The organism is Fontibacillus phaseoli (assembly GCF_003337355.1).
Classification (GTDB): Bacteria; Bacillota; Bacilli; order Paenibacillales; family Paenibacillaceae; genus Fontibacillus; species Fontibacillus phaseoli.
In genome coordinates this window covers 1,059,679-1,077,514 of record NZ_QPJW01000001.1, presented here as the reverse complement: position 1 = coordinate 1,077,514, position 17,836 = coordinate 1,059,679, and the positions used below count along the sequence as shown (strand labels likewise).

Annotated in this window: 15 protein-coding genes; 3 read left to right on the top strand and 12 right to left on the bottom strand. The window is 46.5% G+C overall.

The window, feature by feature from the left end; genetic code table 11:
* Positions 1-264 precede the first annotated feature (264 nt).
* Positions 265-723, top strand: coding sequence for a MarR family winged helix-turn-helix transcriptional regulator (locus tag DFP94_RS05340; RefSeq protein ID WP_114495354.1), 459 nt, complete (start codon positions 265-267; stop codon positions 721-723).
* Positions 716-1,621, top strand: a complete 906-nt coding sequence (locus tag DFP94_RS05335; RefSeq protein WP_220270892.1) for a hypothetical protein — start codon at positions 716-718, stop codon at positions 1,619-1,621. Before DFP94_RS05340 ends, DFP94_RS05335 begins: the two co-directional genes overlap by 8 nt.
* A 480-nt stretch (positions 1,622-2,101) precedes the next feature.
* On the opposite strand, the gene DFP94_RS05325 is transcribed toward DFP94_RS05335, so the two are convergent.
* The gene (locus tag DFP94_RS05325; RefSeq protein WP_114495352.1) at positions 2,102-3,118 is read right to left on the bottom strand and encodes a S66 family peptidase; all 1,017 of its coding nucleotides are present in this window, start codon (positions 3,116-3,118) and stop codon (positions 2,102-2,104) included.
* Positions 3,119-3,436: 318 nt separating this feature from the next.
* Between DFP94_RS05325 and DFP94_RS05320 the strand changes: the two genes are divergently transcribed.
* Positions 3,437-3,970, top strand: a complete 534-nt coding sequence (locus DFP94_RS05320) for a CDP-alcohol phosphatidyltransferase family protein (protein WP_220270891.1) — start codon at positions 3,437-3,439, stop codon at positions 3,968-3,970.
* A 42-nt stretch (positions 3,971-4,012) separates the two neighbouring features.
* On the opposite strand, the gene DFP94_RS05315 is transcribed toward DFP94_RS05320, so the two are convergent.
* The 11 genes from DFP94_RS05315 to DFP94_RS05265 all read right to left on the bottom strand — a co-directional run bounded on the left by DFP94_RS05315 (position 4,013) and on the right by DFP94_RS05265 (position 17,831).
* A complete protein-coding gene (locus DFP94_RS05315) occupies positions 4,013-4,576 on the bottom strand; it encodes a GNAT family N-acetyltransferase (protein WP_114495351.1) in 564 nt (187 codons plus the stop codon).
* 57 nt (positions 4,577-4,633) lie between these two features.
* Complete coding sequence (gene ybaK / locus DFP94_RS05310) at positions 4,634-5,119, bottom strand: Cys-tRNA(Pro) deacylase (protein ID WP_114495350.1); 486 nt, start codon at positions 5,117-5,119, stop codon at positions 4,634-4,636.
* Positions 5,120-5,133: 14 nt separating this feature from the next.
* Positions 5,134-6,306, bottom strand: a complete 1,173-nt coding sequence (locus DFP94_RS05305; RefSeq protein ID WP_114495349.1) for an alanyl-tRNA editing protein — start codon at positions 6,304-6,306, stop codon at positions 5,134-5,136.
* A 160-nt stretch (positions 6,307-6,466) separates the two neighbouring features.
* Entirely contained in the window at positions 6,467-7,330 is an 864-nt protein-coding gene (locus tag DFP94_RS05300; RefSeq protein ID WP_114495348.1) for a carbohydrate ABC transporter permease, read from the bottom strand.
* A gap of 13 nt (positions 7,331-7,343) precedes the next feature.
* Complete coding sequence (locus DFP94_RS05295) at positions 7,344-8,228, bottom strand: carbohydrate ABC transporter permease (protein WP_114495347.1); 885 nt, start codon at positions 8,226-8,228, stop codon at positions 7,344-7,346.
* 30 nt (positions 8,229-8,258) lie between these two features.
* A complete protein-coding gene (locus DFP94_RS05290) occupies positions 8,259-9,581 on the bottom strand; it encodes an ABC transporter substrate-binding protein (RefSeq protein WP_114495346.1) in 1,323 nt (440 codons plus the stop codon).
* A 168-nt stretch (positions 9,582-9,749) separates the two neighbouring features.
* Complete coding sequence (locus DFP94_RS05285) at positions 9,750-10,955, bottom strand: response regulator transcription factor (RefSeq protein ID WP_114495345.1); 1,206 nt, start codon at positions 10,953-10,955, stop codon at positions 9,750-9,752.
* Positions 10,913-12,625 (bottom strand): sensor histidine kinase, encoded by a 1,713-nt coding sequence (locus tag DFP94_RS05280; RefSeq protein ID WP_114495344.1) that lies wholly within the window; start codon positions 12,623-12,625, stop codon positions 10,913-10,915. Before DFP94_RS05280 ends, DFP94_RS05285 begins: the two co-directional genes overlap by 43 nt.
* Before the next feature lie 257 nt (positions 12,626-12,882).
* Positions 12,883-15,900: a glycoside hydrolase family 2 TIM barrel-domain containing protein gene (locus DFP94_RS05275; protein ID WP_114495343.1), complete on the bottom strand. Its 3,018-nt coding sequence runs from the start codon at positions 15,898-15,900 to the stop codon at positions 12,883-12,885.
* Positions 15,901-16,021: 121 nt separating this feature from the next.
* Positions 16,022-17,173: a galactonate dehydratase gene (dgoD, locus tag DFP94_RS05270; RefSeq protein ID WP_114495342.1), complete on the bottom strand. Its 1,152-nt coding sequence runs from the start codon at positions 17,171-17,173 to the stop codon at positions 16,022-16,024.
* A 13-nt stretch (positions 17,174-17,186) separates the two neighbouring features.
* Complete coding sequence (locus tag DFP94_RS05265) at positions 17,187-17,831, bottom strand: bifunctional 4-hydroxy-2-oxoglutarate aldolase/2-dehydro-3-deoxy-phosphogluconate aldolase (RefSeq protein WP_114495341.1); 645 nt, start codon at positions 17,829-17,831, stop codon at positions 17,187-17,189.
* Positions 17,832-17,836 lie beyond the last annotated feature (5 nt).

Below are 17,836 nucleotides of genomic sequence, written 5' to 3'. Positions count from 1 at the left end.
TCATAATGCCTATCAATCTGAAATTATGGAACTTCAAAAAGACTATGAGAAACTATGGAAACAATATTCAAAACTCTTGAAACATCTTGCAAAGTTGGTTGTACTTTAAGGCTTCGGGCCAAGTTGGCCCGAGTGTGTGCACACTTGCCCTGCTTGCCGGTTAGCGGATTATACTCATAAGTTGTTATTGGTATAGGTATCGACAATATGCAACCTATTGCTTATAATATAAATACGCAACAGGTTGCATAAGGGGGTTGTACTATGGATCGAACTGATAAGGAAGAATTTATTTTTGGAAGTATCTTATTATTGTCAAATAAATTGCAGATTATGGGCGATCGAATTTTACCCGATTTGACTCTAAAGCAATGGTTTTTACTATTAGTGATTTCTAAAATGGATGCAGATGAAAAAAGCGTAAATACAATATCATCATTTATTGGTAGCACAAGACAAAATGTTAAAAAAATGCTAATTCATTTAGAATCTAAAGGATTTATATTAATTCATAAATCTCAAAAAGATTCAAGAGCTTTGAATGTAGAATTAACAAAAAAGTCATATCAATACTTTATAGATAATGCAAATAATGCTGCTCAAAGAGTTAATTCTTTGTTCTCCGATTTCAGTGATAAGGAAATAGACACAGTTAAAGATTTTTTGGAAAAATTTCATGGCTGTGTTGAGACTTATAATGGGGAGGATATTTCTAATGAATAAACAAGCACATAAAATTACGGCATTATCTATTTGGAGCATGCTTATAATATTGCTTTTATTAGTAGTTACGTTGAATGGAGTTTTATCATTTCCCACATATCAAGACTATCAGATTAGCAATCAATATGGTGAAAAAATACGTATTTATGGGACAGGCGTGTATGCTCACGACTCTTTCTTTAAAGCACCCATTTTTATTGGAACAGATTTTACGATGTTGTTTTTAGTTATTCCTTTGCTAATTATTACTCTTGTAAAGAACAAAAGGAAAAGTGAAATTGAAGCCAAGATTAACCTTTTGGCGATCTTAGGAGTTATTCTCTATTATGCCATGAGCATCTCATTTGGAGTAACCTATAACTACTTTCACCTGATTTACATTATGTTAATGGGAGTATCCTTCTACATGTTTTTTGGGCTACTCCTTAATTTACATACTCTATCCACAGCTATATCTCCGCTATATACATATACAATAACTAGAGGTATGCAGACATTCCTTATATGCTCAGGACTTTCTCTTTTTATTGCATGGTTGCCAGATATCATTTCTTCTTTAATGGCAAACCGTTCTTTAGAACTGATTGAGGTATACACAACAGAGATAACGTATGTTTTGGATATGGGTATTATTAGCCCTCTCATGTTCATTACCCTATATCTATTACGTAGAAAACTCTTTATTGGTTTAGTTTTATTCCGTATGTTACTTAGAACTTGTGAAATTATAGGTATAATGCTTCCTATTCAATCCGTATTTCAGATAATGTCAGGAATTGAAATTCCCCTGCCAGCACTCCTTACAAAAGTATCAATTTTTGTTGCACTTGCTGGGTTTGCTTTATATATTGATATTTCAGTACAAAGAAAAACATCCATAGAAAACAATATATTATAGTGTTAGTCACTTAATGGAAAGAAAAACTGTTGTTTAACGGCTCAACTGTTATGCTCAAATAAGAATATCTAAACGGCGGCTTTGGGAATGGAGGTTTTCCATGTATACAAAGCCATTTTTCATACGACACCCTTCGAGCGATTTCTCGGACTGGTGTTTTTTTGTACCCTTTTTTCACTGACAGCGTATGGGACAAGCCTTGCCACATCGGGCCATGTTGGCCCGAAGTCCGGCCCCACTGTCGTTCCCCTCCTTCTCGGCTAAAATCAACCTACGGGATTATTACCCGTTTTATAATTCGGACTTTTTTGTTGAGATACCTGATGAAATCAAGGACGTTTTACTGGAAGCGGAACGCTTGGAGAAAAATTTCATTCTCCGCCGCTTCATTTTACGCTACGCCATACTTCGTTCAAATACTGTTTTACTAAGGACTACCTAACGGCTGTCTCTTTATCGTTTTATTGGGAATGGGAGTAATTATTGATTAAAAGATTGCTTTACGGAACCTTTGCCATCTCCTACTTCAATCTCAGCATATGCCCCGTTTATAAAAGTTATTTGTGGTGGAACATGACCACAATCAATATCGTAGATTATTGGAATCTGCAATTCCTCATATAGCTCTTTGTAAATATCCTCCACTGTATAATTGTCAATAGGTTGATTTGCATCGCTTCTTCCAAACAGAATACCCGAACAATTATCAAACCAACCTGCTAATTTCATCTGAACTAACGATCTGCGCAAATCAGTTGTCGATAGTTCGCAATTCTCTAAATACCATAAGATGGGTTCATTATTTACACAATTCTTTTGAAAATGTGGTACATCACCAAACGGTGTGCCAATTAAATGTCTTATCACATCGATACATCCACCGAGTAAGCGACCGTATATTTTAACATTAGTATCTTGAATAGCCTTCCATTCTGTTTGTTCTGCTAAATGAAAGACACATGGCGAAGGATCAGAGTGTTTCCATTCCTTTTGATATTTCTCCGATGAATATTGGATGATTGATTCGCCAGTTTTAGTTGATAAGACAGATTGCCACATTGCAGTTGTGTTATCGGAAAAATCTCCACGTAAATCAATAAGGTTTGTACCATGTGCAGTTGCAATACCTGTTTTTAATATTACTGCTAACAATAAAACACTTGTATCCGAATAACCTAAAATCCACTTACTCTTAAAATTATCAAAATCAAGGTATTCAAGGATTTCGATTAAAAGTTCGCCGCCCCAAGGTGGGATGATTAAACCAATCTGATCATCACTCATCATTTTATTCAATTCAATAGCACGTATTTGGGCTGGAGAAGATTTTGCTTTGTTTTGAGTCCAAATCGTTTCTCCATAAATAACGTGGAATCCCTCCCTCTCCATACGTTTGAAGGAAAGTCTGAGCATATCGTGTAATTCGACCTTCACCCCTGATGAGGGTGCTGTTACACCAATTGTTGTTCCTTCTTTCAAAAACGGATATCTAATCATCTGAATCAGCCTCCCTAATTTGCGTTATTATATTGTAAACTGACACTGACATTGACATGAGTTTTTCAGTTTCAATAGATTTATTGATTATGTAAATGTCGTGCCAAAATCTAATCCAAAAATGTGAAGGAAACCGATGAAAAGCTTTATACATAAGGAAAAAGAGACATCCACACTATGGTCAGTTTGAATGTCTCTTTTGTCGTCAATCAAATGCTTTGCACCCCAAAGGGGAATCCGTTAAACTCATAGGGGCTGTACCTGTTTGACGTTATCGTATTCCTAATATACCATCATTTTCAAAGGGGGGGAGATCTGTTGAGACATGCGGCAAATCTCATTTCAATAAGCAGAATGATTCTTGTGGCAACTTTGCTGTTCTTGTTCAATCATGCCGGGTTATTTGCGGTCATTTATCTACTGTCCGGGTTAAGCGACGTGCTTGATGGGATTGTTGCGCGAAAAACGAATACCCAAAGTGAACTTGGAGCCAGATTGGACACCGTTGCCGATCTCATGCTGGTTGGGGTTATTTTGGGATATTTCATCTCACGGCATGGAACCGAAATTCTCTCATTCGCACCTTGGATCATCCTCATTACCCTCGTTCGTTGCGCCAACATGGCAATAGTTGCTTACAAATATCATTCATTTGCCATTCTGCATACTTGGGGAAACAAGCTTGCCGGATTGTTTATTTTTATCGGCCCGCCCTTGTTCATAATTTACCATAACCCGGCCGTATTTTGGCCTGCATGCATCTTAGGGATACTTTCAGCGCTGGAAGAAACCGCAGTTCATATTACAGCCGCCGAGCTTAACGTAAACAGACGAAGTATTTTTTTAGGATAGAATAATTTGAGCCAAATGCGAACTCCAAGAATGGGAATAGAACTACGCTTGCAACGACTTCACCATATAAGCAAAGGTATGATGATGAATGACGATGTCTTTCTTCCATTCAAAACCCAGACGTTCGTAAAGTTTGCGCGCTTTAACGTTGTTTTCTTCGACATTCAGGGAAACGGTACGATAGCCTTGCTCCCTTGCGAGCCGAATTGCCGCTTGCAGCAGCTCCGTGCCGTAGCCCCGGCCTCCGAATTCCGGACTAACGCTCAGCATGTCGATATAATAATCGGACGGATCAGCTTCGATATCTAATCTTGCGGACGTTCCTCCGATACTGTTCCTCAGATGCTTAAGAATCGGGGCGTCAAGGGCCTGAGCGTCTTTGCCGTGATAGGCAGCCACGATTCCGACCGGCTGCTCTCCGACTGTCTTGACCAGACAGTTCCTGTAACTTAACCGGTTGACTTCCTCGCAGAAAAACTTCTCCATCTGCTCTACAACTTTGGTCTTGTTGGATTCTCCCGTCAATGCGATTGCGATATCATGGATCGCGTCGACCATGAGCGCCGCAGCTTTGCTGCAGTCTTCCTTTTTTGCCGGTCTGATCACGATGAAGTACAACTCCTTTACTTTGCTTGTCTTTCTATATGCTGAACCTGATTCCGGTCAGTTATTATCTTCTTTAACAAGCGGCATAAAACCCGCTTTCACCTGCCGGGCGAGCAGCCTTGGGTCCAATTCCATTTGAGTGCCGATTCTTCCTGCGCTTACCGCCATTTTGTCCAAGGCTTCCGCGCTGGCGTCCAGGAATGTGGGATACAGTTTTTTCATTCCGACCGGCGAGCAGCCGCCGCGGATGTATCCGGTCCATTTTAGCAGCTCTTTGACAGGCAGCATCTCCACTTTTTTCTCGCCGGCGGCTTTGGCCGCTTTCTTCAGATCCAGTTCTTCCGCTACCGGAATGACGAACACATAAATCCGGCTCCCCTGGTGCGCAACCAGCGTCTTGAACACGGAACCGGAGGGACGGCCGATTTTCTCCGCCACGGCGATGCCGTGGATTTCCCCGTCTTCGGAATCATATCCCAGAATAATGTAGGGAATACCGGACTTGTCCAATAATCGCATGGCATTCGTTTTGCTCTCCGCCACTGAAACTCCCCCTTTTAAACCGACCATCTTGCCTTGGCAAATTCATAGAAAGCCAAAGCCTCGTCCCTGGTGCCGAAACCCGCCTGGGCCAGTTTGTCGCTCCCGCCGCCTTTGCCGTTATAGCCGCCGAGATGCTCTTTGAAAAACGCCCCGCAGGCAAAGTCTCCTTCCCCGCCATAGGCCATCAAAACTTTGTTGTCCGCACCGGCGGCGAATAGTACGGGAATTCCGTTTTCGGCGGCTAGCCTGGTGGCGAGATTTTGCAAATCCTTCAGGCTTCTATCCTCAAACATATGAGCTACCAGGCCGCCCTTCGACTGGGCTAAAAGCTCATGAAGTACAAACTCGTCATTTTTCTCCCTTTGGGCGTTCAGTTCCCATTGAAGCTGCTTTTGCTCCTGCTCCCATTTGTCCAAACGATCCAAAATTTCATCTTTTCCGGTATTGAATTTCTGCGCCAACGCCGTTAAAATCCGCTGATTCTCGTTAAATTCCTGCAAGGCCCGGTATCCACATAAGAAATAAATCCGCGTATTTCCCTTTTGACGTTCCGACTTTAGCAGCTTGATCATAAAGATTTCTCCGGTAGAAGAGACATGGGTCCCGCCGCAGGCGTTATATTCCACACCTTTCGTTTCAACGATCCTTATTCCGCCGGTTACTTTCGGTTGTTTGACCAAAGGCAGCCTTGCTGCTTCCTCACCCGTTACAAAATAGCAGGCAATTTCATGATTGAGATAAATATGCCGGTTTACTTCCCGTTCAAGAAGAGCAAACCGCTCCGCTAACAGCTCCGGGAGTTCTACATCGATAGTGGCGTAATCGGCGCCCAGATGAAAGCTCAATGTTTGCGCATCGAACAACTCAAGGCAAATGGCCGAGAGCAAGTGCTGGCCGCTGTGCTGCTGCATATGGTCGAACCGTCTGTCCCAATTCAGCCTGCATAGGACGCTTGACTCCACGGGCAGGCTCTCCACCTTATGCCAAATTACTTCGTCCTCCAAGGTTACATCGATCACGTTAATACCGCCGATCGTTCCTTCATCGCAAGGTTGTCCTCCCCCGTGCGGATAAAAGGCGGTTTCTTCCAGGACCACGAATATTCCGTCTTCATTTTCTGAAATTGTACGAATGGAGGTTTGCCATTCGGTTAAATAAGCTGAGTTGTAATAGAGCTGATTTGTCATTTCCGCTGTCCTTTCCATGTCCACTGTTATTATAGATAAGATATAACTAATGGCAGGTATAATTCAACCAGGTTGCTGCAATGTCCCTTGAATCGAGTTAATTATTTGAATCAAATCAAAAAAATACCCCCGAATTTCTTCAGGGGTATTGGCATCGGTATTAGCCTTTTATCGCGCCGTCGATCATCCCGGCAATCAATTGCTTCTGGAAAATCAACACGATAATCAGCAGCGGAAGTACGCTGATTACGGAACCGGCCATGATGAGATGGTATGGCGTATTGTTGCTGTCCTCAAGCGCTTTAAGTGCAACGGATAAGGTCATGTTTTCCTGGGATCTCAAAATAACGGATGGCCACAGGAAGTTATTCCACTGTTTAACGAATAGGATAATCCCCAGTCCGGCAAAGCCCGATCTCAGATTCGGCAGCACGATCTTGCGGAAAATTTTGAATTCGTTACAACCGTCGATCCGCGCAGCCTCCATCATCTCGTCGGGGAGGGACATGCAGTATTGGCGCATGAAGAAGATCCCGAAAGCGTTGGCCAAATCCGGCAGAATCACGCCCCAAATGTTATCGATAAGGTGCATGTTCTTGTAGATCGAGAACAAGGGAACCATGGTTGCTTCATGCGGAATCATAAGCGATGCCAGCACAAGTACGAACAAGAACTGTTTGCCTTTAAACTTGTATTTGGCAAAGGCAAATCCGGCCAGACTGCAAAAGATTAACGCGATTATTGTGGAAGTCGTGGATAACAGGAAGCTGTTCCAGGTAATGATTCCGAACTTCCGTTCCACGAACAGTTCCCTGAAGTTTTCCCAATGCAGCGTCGACGGAATCCAAATCGGCGGATTCACGAAGATCTCGCTGATGTCTTTTAACGATGAACTGAACAGCCAGAACAACGGGAACAAAGTAAACAGGGAGACAACCGTCATCAGTACAAACGCCAGTGATGAGGACCAGATGTGTTTGCTGCCGGAAGTTCCTGCAGCTTTTAATTTAACTGTTTTTTCCATAGTATCCCCCCGCCTACTCTTTATCGTCGAAGATACGCATTTGCAGCAAAGAGATAACCATCATGAGAATAAAGAAGCAGACGGCGATGGAAGATGCGTAACCGAAATTGAAGTTTTGGAAGCTTTCTCTATATAGCATGAGCACCGGAGTCAAGGTGGAGTTCAACGGCCCGCCCTGGGTCAGAATGAACGGCTCGGTAAAGAGCGAGAACGTTCCGATCGTGGACAGCACCGTACAGAACAACAGCATCTTTTTGACCAACGGGATAGTGATAAAAAAGAAACTTTTGATTTTGGTAGCCCCGTCCACGTAAGCCGCTTCATACAAATCCTTCGAAATGTTCTGCAATCCCGTAAGGAGCAGCAGCATATTATAACCAAGCCAGCGGTACAGCACCATCATGGCGACGGAGAACCGGGCCCACCAAGGCGATTCCAGCCATGGAATCGGATTGTCGATCAGGCCGATGCTCTTAAGCACACTGTTAACCAGACCGTCCTGGGTGTTCAATAACAGGATGAAGACGAAGGATACGGCGACGACGGATACGAAATTGGGGACAAACAGCGCCATCCGGAAAAAGCCTTTGCCTACCATCCAGTTGGAATTCAACATGGACGCCAATATTAAACCCACGAACAGCATGATTGGAACATACATCAAAAAGATCAGCGTACTGTTCCACAGGGACAGCCAAAAGTCGTTGTCGCTAAACAACTGCATATAATTTTCGAACCCGATAAATTCTTTCTCCCCGGATCCGTTCCAGTCCGTCAAACTGATATAAATCGAATACAGTATCGGATACAACGAGAAGATGAAAAACAAGATGAAATAGGGCGATATGTAGATGTAAGGAGCAACCAACATCTGCTTGTTCAACTTGGATGCCTTCATATCATTCCCTCCAATCCTATCAAGATGAATTTAGTTTCTCTTTGTTTTGCTGCGGAGTTCATCCGCCATGTCTTTCAGGGCTTTGTCCGAACTGACATTATTAAGGAAGACCTTAGCCCAAACATCGGTCATCAGTTTGTTGGCCATAGGAAAATCGGATGTATACGCAAGCGGATAAGTGTTGGCAAGCGACTCGGCATACACTTTGCGGATCGACTCTTTGTTGAAGTATTCGGACGGATCCTCCAGGGATGCATTATCGCTCAACAACATGGCCGGGAACAGTCCGGCATCCGTCATCATTTTAACTTGGGACTCTTCGCTTCCAAGCATGAATTCAATGAACTGCCAAGCCTCTTCCGGGTGTTTGGAGTTCTTATTAATCGCCAGATTCGCTCCCCCCTGGTTCGCGCCCGTATATTTGTCATCCATGGACCATTTCGGCATCATCGTGACGGACCATTTGCCTTTATCCGCCGGGGAATATTGGTTTTCAATGATCGCATCATGCCAGGAACCGCCGACAACAGTAGCGATTTTACCGTCGCGGATGGCATTTCCCCATGGATCGGTATTTGCCCGGGCGTCGAAGACAAGCCCTTCATTTTGCATCTTGATCAGAAAATCGGCACTTTCCTTGATTTCGGGCGAATCGACGGCAACATTTCCTTCATCGTCGAAATACCATAATCCGCGCTGCCACATCATCGACTCAAACATCCGGTTACTGGAATTCGTCTTGGAATCGCCGTACATCATGGCTCCCGTTTTGTCCTTGATCAATTTCGCTGCCTCATAATAATCGTCCCAGGTTTGGATCTCTTGGGCCACATCGGCAGGGGCGGTAGGCAATCCGGCTTGGGCGAACAAATCGTTGCGGTAGAACATCACGACCGGGCCGCTGTCCCAAGGCATAGCGTACACTTTGTCATCTTTCGTGGCATCTTCCCATTTATAGGCACTCATTTTGTCCTTGTATGGAGCCACGCGATCGGTAATATCAAGCAATGAATCGATTTGAACGATTTGGGACAAGTTGGTCGATTCCACGGTGATAATGTCGGGAACCGCATCTCCCGTACTTGACGTAATCAAGTATTTGGAATACAAATCCGTTGATTTCATCGTCTGGAATTCGACTTCAATATTCGGATACTTGGCCTTGAAAGCCTCCATATTCAAGTCCAGTCCGTCCTTCGCGGTCTCCCAAATCCAGACCACCAATTTCACTTTCTCATTACCTGTAGCCGGGTCTTTGGAATCGGCCTGTTTGTTGTCCGAAGAGCAGGCAGCTGTCAGCAAAGAAACCAACAGACAAGTGATAAGTACGTACAATACCCGTTTTCTTTTCACGAATGATAACCCCCTGTGTCAATTAGATCGTTTGTTACATGATTTATAATAAATCTCTTGAAAAGGCTTTCATACCGACAGATGTTTGATAAAAGTGTCATCTTTTTCGATAAATAAAAAAATGCCCGGCCAAGCCAGGCGGCAGTGTCTATTTGTTTGATAAAGCCGTCATTTTGTTTGCAGGCGGTATTGCCCCGGCGTAACTTCCGCCTGTTTCTTGAACCATTTGGAGAAATACTTTACGTCTTGAATCCCGATTTTTTCCGCGACTTCTTCCGTGCGAATCGAAGTCACGCTCAGCAGTTCCTTCGCCCGTCTCAGCTTGCGCTCCGCAATAAAAGAGATGATACTGCAGCCGGTGGCCTCTTTAAAGATCGTGCTGAAATAACTGCGACTGACGCCGATTACCGCAGCGATATCCGCCGCCCGGATATCCTGGTCCAGATGCTCGTCAATGAAATCGATAGCTTGAATGATATCTTCCTTATGGGCCGTGCTGAACAATCTGGTGCTCTGTTCCACCTGACGGATGCGATGCAGCCGGTTCAAGGCTTCCAGCCAGCCTTCCGCGCTCGTGACGGGTTTGCTTTGCCGCCACTCCAGGTCACGTTCGCTGATTTTCAATTCCACCAGCTTGGATAAGACAAGATCGGCCAGGTCCCTGCTGCAGGCAAGAAACGCGGAATTCCCGCCGAATTCAAGCAATTTCAGTTGGCCTGGATAAGCAAACGACAAATCCTCCCATCGTTTCATCAGCGCTTCAAAAGAGCAATCCCTTTCCGTGGATTGATAGATGTGGATCAGACAGGAAGTGGACAACATCCATTTCCACTCACTCCGCAGTCGCTCCAGCAAAAAGTCTCTGGCCGAGTAACTTTGCTTAACCAGCCATTCATTTATACACTCCTTCGTCCGGTCCGCCGACTTCATTTTCGGTTTCGGAGGAGCGTCCGAATGGTTTATCATTGCTTCCTTATACTTTTGATAGATGAGATTCAAGGATTCATGGATATGATCGTCGTCCATGTCCGTTTTGACGATATAATCGTGAACGTTTAATTGAATGCCGAGCTTGGCATAGTTAAAATCCCGATGGCAGCTCAGAAACAGGATCGAGGTGTCCGGAGATACTTTTCTGATGTTTTGCGCCAGCTCGATCCCGCTCATTTCCGGCATGACAATATCCGTAATCACCAGTTGGGGACGATGCTCCAAAAATTTTTGCCAGCCGATGCTGCCGTTGGAGGCATCATCCACGACGATCATCTGGTGCTGCTCCCAATCGATCGTCATCCGAAGCCCTTTCCTCACCAGTTGTTCGTCATCCACAATTAATACTTTGATAGGGAGTGGGTTTCCGTAGTCTTTGGCCATATCAATGTCACCTTCGTTCCTTGATTTCTGATTGATTCTATCGATAGTCCATAAGCATCCCCGTAATGGAGCTTAAACCGTTCATCGACATTCCGCAGGCCTAATCCGCCCCGTTTACCCGGCACTTTTTGCCCGGAACCGATATACTTCATATGCTCCGGCGTAACCCCTACGCCATCGTCTTCCAGGATCATGTACAAAATATTTTTTTCCTCAAAAATCCTCATTTGAATATGACCCTGCCCGTCCTGAAAACCATGGAAAAATATATTTTCCAGCAGAGGCTGCAGCACCATGCGCGGAATCAGGCAGTCCTCAAGTTCGGGCTGGACCTCCAGCCGGAATGTAAAAGTATCCTCAAAGCGGTAGCGCTGGATCTCGATGAAATGCTTGGCGATGTCTAGTTCCTTCTGCAAAGGAAGAAGTGTTTGCTTGAAATTTAAACTGCCGTCCAGCACCACAATGAGATGCTGCAGCATTTTTTGGATGTCCGGCTGCCTGGCCAGTTTGGCCTTCCATTGAATCGAATTTAACGTATTGAACAAGAGATGAGGATTGATTTGATAGTGCAAACTTTTCAATTCGGCATCGCTCTTAAGTTTTTCGGTCCTGCTGATCTCGTGGACCAGTTCTACGAGTTGTTCCGTCATTTTATTAAACGATTCGCTTAAAAAACCAAGCTCGTCCGACGACTTAACCGGCGTGCGGATCAACAGGTCGCCTTCACCGAACCGGCGCATGGAATGAGCCAATTTCTTGATAGGCATCGTAAAACGGATGGAATAAAAACTGGCCATAATGATACCGAGCAGGATCGCCAGCGCGGAAATGAAGACCGAATACCGCAGGATCACCGACGAGGACTCGTAAAAAGTGTCATACGGGACTCTCGCTTCCACCACCCAGCCCTCCGTATCGAGGACCCTCGACCACACTTTATCGTCTTCCTGACTCACATAGTCCGACGTCGTTTGCAATAAAACCGCACCGGATGCATCCGTGATTTGCAGGTGGGACTTGGTGTCCTTTTCGAATGATTTTATCAACCCAAGCACTGTATCCGCTTTCATATCGATCAACAATCGGCTTCCTTCCGGCAGCCCGAAGGACTTGTTTAACGGAACCACCATGCTGATCATATATTCGTTGCCGGGAGTGGGGTAATAATCCGGGATATGAATCAAAACATGCCTGTTGTTATATTTCGAGATATCGGTCCAGGACGTGGAAGCTGCCAGGCTTTCCGCATTAATGAAGTTATTTCCGATTACCCTGCCCGAAGGCGTAATTACCGCCACTTTAAAAATGTTCGTGCTTTCCAGGGACGCGATGTAATTCTGGAAATCCTTTTCCTCCACATATTGCTCATAAGTGGTCGGGACTTCATCCCCGACAATGATCGAAGAAGCGATTAAGTAGGACAGAATGTTGCCGGTCATATCATCCATTTGCTTGAAATTGCCGTCAACATGTAATTTAAGCTGATCCACCGCATAAATCACGTAACTCCCGAACTGGGAATTTACAACCTTGGACGATTGATGAAAAGAAAAGTAGCTGAGCGCCCCTACAGGCAGCGTAGCCACGATGAAGAAAGCCAGCATGAGCTTCGTTCTGACGGTGCCTGCTTTCCTGACGCGCGAAACCATCCTCTCAATAATATGCTTCATGTTATACCTCTTCTGACTTCGAATAAGAGAATTGGTTACTAAACAATTTGAACTAATAAATAGATGTGGAGGCAAGTACGTAAAATGTTCCTACGATCGCTGTTCTCCGGAATCATTTTACTCCCTTGCCTGCATCTTATCTTTAGTTCATCATTTGTAGTTACTGAATTCTTCACAGTATATCAAAATAACTCTGAAATTTGAATAAATGGTGTCCCTAAAATCTCTCGATCAGGAACACCATTATATGGTATTGTCTAGTCTTCTTTAAACAGAGGCAAGACACTCAGTTCGAAGGTGAACTGTTTCTCGTCCAAGCGATAAGCCTCCAGCAATTCCGGTCCGCAAGAATTGGAACCTACGCCGCTCATCTTGTAATCCAGATGGAGTATCGTTTCAGCCCGGCGGATAAGCTCGTAATCATGCTGAGCCTGGGTTAAATCCTCCGGCGTATAGTGACTCGCATTGAACGAGAAAGGCTGATTACTAGTAAATTTCAACCCCATGCCCTGCTCGTTCGACGCGATTACCCAATCGGTATTATCGTGCGAGCCGTTCTCTTGCGGCATAATATAAGGCGTAAACAACCCATCTACCGTAGTCAGGTATTTGCTTTTGAGACTGCTTTGACTCTTGTCGATATAGCTCTCGTGAGGACCGTTTCCAAAATATTCCACTTCCTCCGTCCCCGCCGGCATCGTGACCTGTAGGCCGAACCGGGGCAGGAATAGCAGATCTTCGCGCACGGTAACCTCCGTTTTCAGCCTGATTTCCCCGTTGCCGGTTACCCGCCAGTAGGCTACGCCGTGCAGCAACGGCGGTTTGATGTACGCTCCAAGGGAATAAGAGACTCGGATTTGTACGGAGTTCTCCTCCCGCTCGGTCACCACCGCTTCATAGATATGAGGGAGCGCTCGGTCATAGCCCTCTTCCATCCACTGCCGTTTCACTTTGCGGTCATTGTCCGTCGGAGCTCTCCAAATATTGAAGCCCAATGGCTTGTGTATCATTTCAACCCCGTGTCTCGTTATGGAGCTAAAGCTCCCCCGGTACAGATCGAACACATGGCGGAAATCGAACCCATCAATCGTTAGCAAATCATCCTTTTCCGTAATCTGAATGGAATGAATCGCAAATTCAGGTGCGGTTTCGGAGCGCTCCCGGATTTCAACCGGCAGCCTGAATTGTTCGGAAATTACTTCATGTCCGGCTGCGGACCAGAGCGTTTTTTCCCGTAGTCGGAAAGAAACGGTAAGATAAAAAGCTTGCTCCGAATATTCCGGCAGATCATAGTCCAGCGTCACTAGCTGTGAGGTGTGTGGTGCAACCTCGCTTACAAATTTCTGGCCCTGACTGTACAGTTCCCCATCTTTTTCAATCGTCCAGTAAAGCGTAAGATGGCCGAGATCTACGAAGTCATACAGATTGGTAATCCGGACAGACCCGGCGGCCAGATCTTCTTCTTCTACCCTTACCGGAGCGATCACTTTCTTGAGTTCCAACAATCCCGGATGAGGAATCCGGTCGGGAGAAACAAGCCCGTCGATACAGAAATTGCCGTCATTCGGCTGATCTCCGAAGTCTCCCCCATAAGCGTAATATGGCGTTCCTTGCGCGTTCTTGGTCAGGATGCCATGGTCGCTCCATTCCCAGACGCAACCGCCCATCAGCTTCGGATACTTATAAATAACGTCCCAGTAATCCTTAAGATCCCCTGGCCCGTTGCCCATCGCGTGGCTGTATTCACACATAAACATCGGTTTGGTGCTGTTCTCATCCTTCGCATAAGCTTCAATATAGGCCGGTGAGGAGTACATCCGGCTTTCCATGTCCAACACTTCCGTATCCGGGCTTCCAAAGTGCCGAGGATCGGAGCCCTCGTAATGAACCGGCCTGGAAGCATCCCTGGACTTCGTCCATCTCGCCATTGCCATATGATTGACGTCGTAGCCGGATTCGTTCCCCATCGACCAGATTATGACCGAAGGGTGGTTTTTGTCCCGCTCCACCATGCGTACGACGCGTTCGACAAAGACATGCTCCCATTCTGGAAGCCGGGTCAGCATATTGAAATTCCCGATCGCATGAAACACCCCGTGACATTCGAGGTCCGCCTCATCGATGACGTAAAATCCGAACTCGTTGCACAGCTGCAGAAAACGCGGATCATTCGGGTAGTGGGACGCCCGGATCGTATTGATATTATGCAGCTTCATCAGCTTCAGGTCCTTGATCATATGATTGATCGGAACCGTCTGTCCCAGCTCGGGATGGGAATCATGCCGGTTGACTCCCTTCAACTTGACGGCAGTCCCGTTAATCTTGAAGACGCCGTCAACGATTTCAACCTTCCTGAACCCGACTGCAAAGTGCAGAACCTCATCCGCAGTTGTAATATAAAGATGGTATAAATACGGGGTCTCGGCACTCCACAGGTTGGGCCGGTCGATTTGAAGGGTCACGCTTCCTTCTCCGACGACGGTAACGGTTTCACTTTGCAGCGGCACTCCGTCCGCATCGGTAAGCTCGAGCTTGGCATCCGCTTGGCCGGCGGCCGTAAGCTCGCAAGTAACCGATCCCGACCCGAAGTCTTGGTCCAGTTCGACCCGGTTGAACACATCAACGATATGCTCGGGACTGCGGGCCAACAAATACACATCCCGGAATATACCCGAAAATCTCCACAAATCCTGATCTTCGATGTAGGAGCCGTCGCACCATTTCAACACCATAACCGCGATCTTATTGCTACCCGAATGAACGTAAGGAGAAATATCGAATTCGGCCGGCATGCGGCTGCCTTGGCTGTATCCGACCCAGATGCCGTTCACCCATAAATAAAAGCAAGAGTTTACGCCTTCAAAAACGATATATTTGCTTTTGTCTTCCCAAGCGCCGGAAATATTGAACTCGCGTACGTACAACCCAGCAGGATTGTCGTTCGGCACAAACGGCGGATCGCAAGGAAAAGGATAATTAACGTTCGTATAATGAAGCTGGTCGTACCCCTTGACCTGCCAACAGGAAGGAACAATCAGGTCGTCCCAGTCGCTGACATCGGCATCAGTACGGTAAAAGGCATCATCTACTTGCCGGACGGACTCCTTGTATTTGAACTTCCAGTTCCCGTTCAGCGTCCGATAATACGGGGAACTCCCCCGCTTTTGCTTGCGGGAAGATTCCGCATCTGCATAAGGAATATAGTAAGCCCTGGGAGCTTCCCGGTTTTTCTCTAGCACGCTCAGATCTTCCCAGTATTTTGGAATTTGGATCATTTTGTTTCTCCCCTCCGAAAAAGTACTTTGGATGGTTTTATTGTATATGAAATGAAAGGGCTCTCAAACCGACTCTTGTCCGATTGCGGAGTCATTTTGTTTGATTCCGAGAAAGGTTCGTTTACCATTCCGCCACCGATCCGTCCTGATGTCTCCAAACCGGGTTTCTCCACCGGTGAGGCGACTCCAGTGCCATTTTGATCACATACTCTTCATTGACGGTAATGCCCAGCCCGGGTCCTTGCGGAATCTTCACGAACCCGTCGTCGTAGGAGAACACGCCGGGATCCACGATGTAATCCAGCAAGTCGTTGCCCGCGTTGTAATGAATCCCCAAGCTCTGCTCCTGAATGACCGCATTGTGCGCCGTCGCGTCCACCTGCAAGCAGGCTGCTAGCGCAATCGGGCCCAACGGGCAGTGGGGCGCGACGGCAACGTCATAGGCTTCCGCCATGGCAAAGATTTTCTTGCACTCCGTAATCCCGCCCGCATGCGATAAATCCGGCTGGATGATATCGACATAACCGTCTTGCAGCAGCGATTTAAAATCCCAACGGGAGAACATTCTTTCCCCGGTGGCGATCGGAGTGCTGGTGTGATTGGCGATTTCACGCAGTGCCTCGTTGTTTTCCGGAAGCACGGGCTCCTCGATGAACATGAGCCGGTAAGGCTCGAGCGCTTTCGCTAATATTTTGGCCATCGGCTTATGGACGCGTCCGTGAAAATCGACGCCGATTCCGAAGTCAGGCCCCGTAGCCGTCCGAATGGCGGCCACGCGTTCCACAACCTGATCCACTTTAGAATAGCTGTCAATATACTGCAATTCTTCCGTGGCATTCATTTTGATCGCCGTAAAACCTGCCTTCTGTTTTTCCAAGGCTGCCAGGCCCACATCGGTCGGACGATCGCCGCCGATCCAAGAGTATACGCGCATGGAATCCCGGCAGGCTCCACCCAACAATTGATGGACCGGCGCGTTAAACGCCTTCCCTTTGATATCCCACAACGCCTGATCAATACCGGCAATCGCACTCATCAGGATCGGCCCCCCGCGGTAAAATCCGCTCCGATACATAACCTGCCAATGATCTTCAATACGCAGCGGATCTTTGCCGATCAGGAAATCCATTAATTCGCTGACCGCTGCCTGCACCGTGTGAGCCTTTCCTTCGATAACAGGCTCTCCCCAGCCCACGATGCCTTCATCGGTTTCGATTTTCAAAAACAGCCAGCGCGGCGGGACGATATAAGTGCTATACTTTGTAATTTTCACGGTTGATCTCTCCCTATTCTCTTGCTTGATGAATCGCTAGAATAAACTGTTCTGCACGTTTCGTGATATCAATATACCGTTCTTCTTCCATGGCTTTCTTGTCGAGCAGCGAGCTGCCCAATCCGACCGCAACGGCGCCCGCCCGAACGAACTCGGCCACATTATCCAGCGTGACTCCGCCCGTCGGCATCATCGGAATATGGCCAAGCGGAGCCGACAGTTCCTTGATATAATTCACGCCGAGAGAAGAACCCGGGAAGATCTTGAGCAGATCCGCACCCAACCGGTAGCCCTTCACGATCTCGGTCGGCGTCATCACGCCCGGAATGGAGATCACGTCATGCCGGATCGTAGTTTCAATCGTTTCTTCATCCAAAATCGGCGAAAAAATAAATTGTGCTCCGGCTTCTATCGCCTTCTCGGCAGTTTCGACGTCCAGAACGGTGCCTGCGCCAACTAATACCTTCTCCCCATATCTTTCGTTTAACGAGGCAATAAGCTCAAAAGCTCTGTCGCTATCCACCGTAATCTCCAGCGCTTTCACCCCGCCCGCTACAAGCGCGTCCGTTATATGGACGGCCTTTTCATAGGGAGGTCTGCGTACAACGGCAACCACGCCGGATTCCTTAAGCAGTTTTAACTTCTCTTGCTTATTCATTTCTT

Coding starts and splice junctions, on each gene's coding strand:
- DFP94_RS05340 (WP_114495354.1), top strand. CDS start 265: ATGGATCGAACTGATAAGGAAGAATTTATTTTTGGAAGTATCTTATTA.
- DFP94_RS05335 (WP_220270892.1), top strand. CDS start 716: ATGAATAAACAAGCACATAAAATTACGGCATTATCTATTTGGAGCATG.
- DFP94_RS05325 (WP_114495352.1), bottom strand. CDS start 3,118: ATGATTAGATATCCGTTTTTGAAAGAAGGAACAACAATTGGTGTAACA.
- DFP94_RS05305 (WP_114495349.1), bottom strand. CDS start 6,306: ATGACAAATCAGCTCTATTACAACTCAGCTTATTTAACCGAATGGCAA.
- DFP94_RS05300 (WP_114495348.1), bottom strand. CDS start 7,330: ATGGAAAAAACAGTTAAATTAAAAGCTGCAGGAACTTCCGGCAGCAAA.
- DFP94_RS05295 (WP_114495347.1), bottom strand. CDS start 8,228: ATGAAGGCATCCAAGTTGAACAAGCAGATGTTGGTTGCTCCTTACATC.
- DFP94_RS05285 (WP_114495345.1), bottom strand. CDS start 10,955: ATGGCCAAAGACTACGGAAACCCACTCCCTATCAAAGTATTAATTGTG.
- DFP94_RS05280 (WP_114495344.1), bottom strand. CDS start 12,625: ATGAAGCATATTATTGAGAGGATGGTTTCGCGCGTCAGGAAAGCAGGC.
- DFP94_RS05275 (WP_114495343.1), bottom strand. CDS start 15,900: ATGATCCAAATTCCAAAATACTGGGAAGATCTGAGCGTGCTAGAGAAA.
- DFP94_RS05265 (WP_114495341.1), bottom strand. CDS start 17,831: ATGAATAAGCAAGAGAAGTTAAAACTGCTTAAGGAATCCGGCGTGGTT.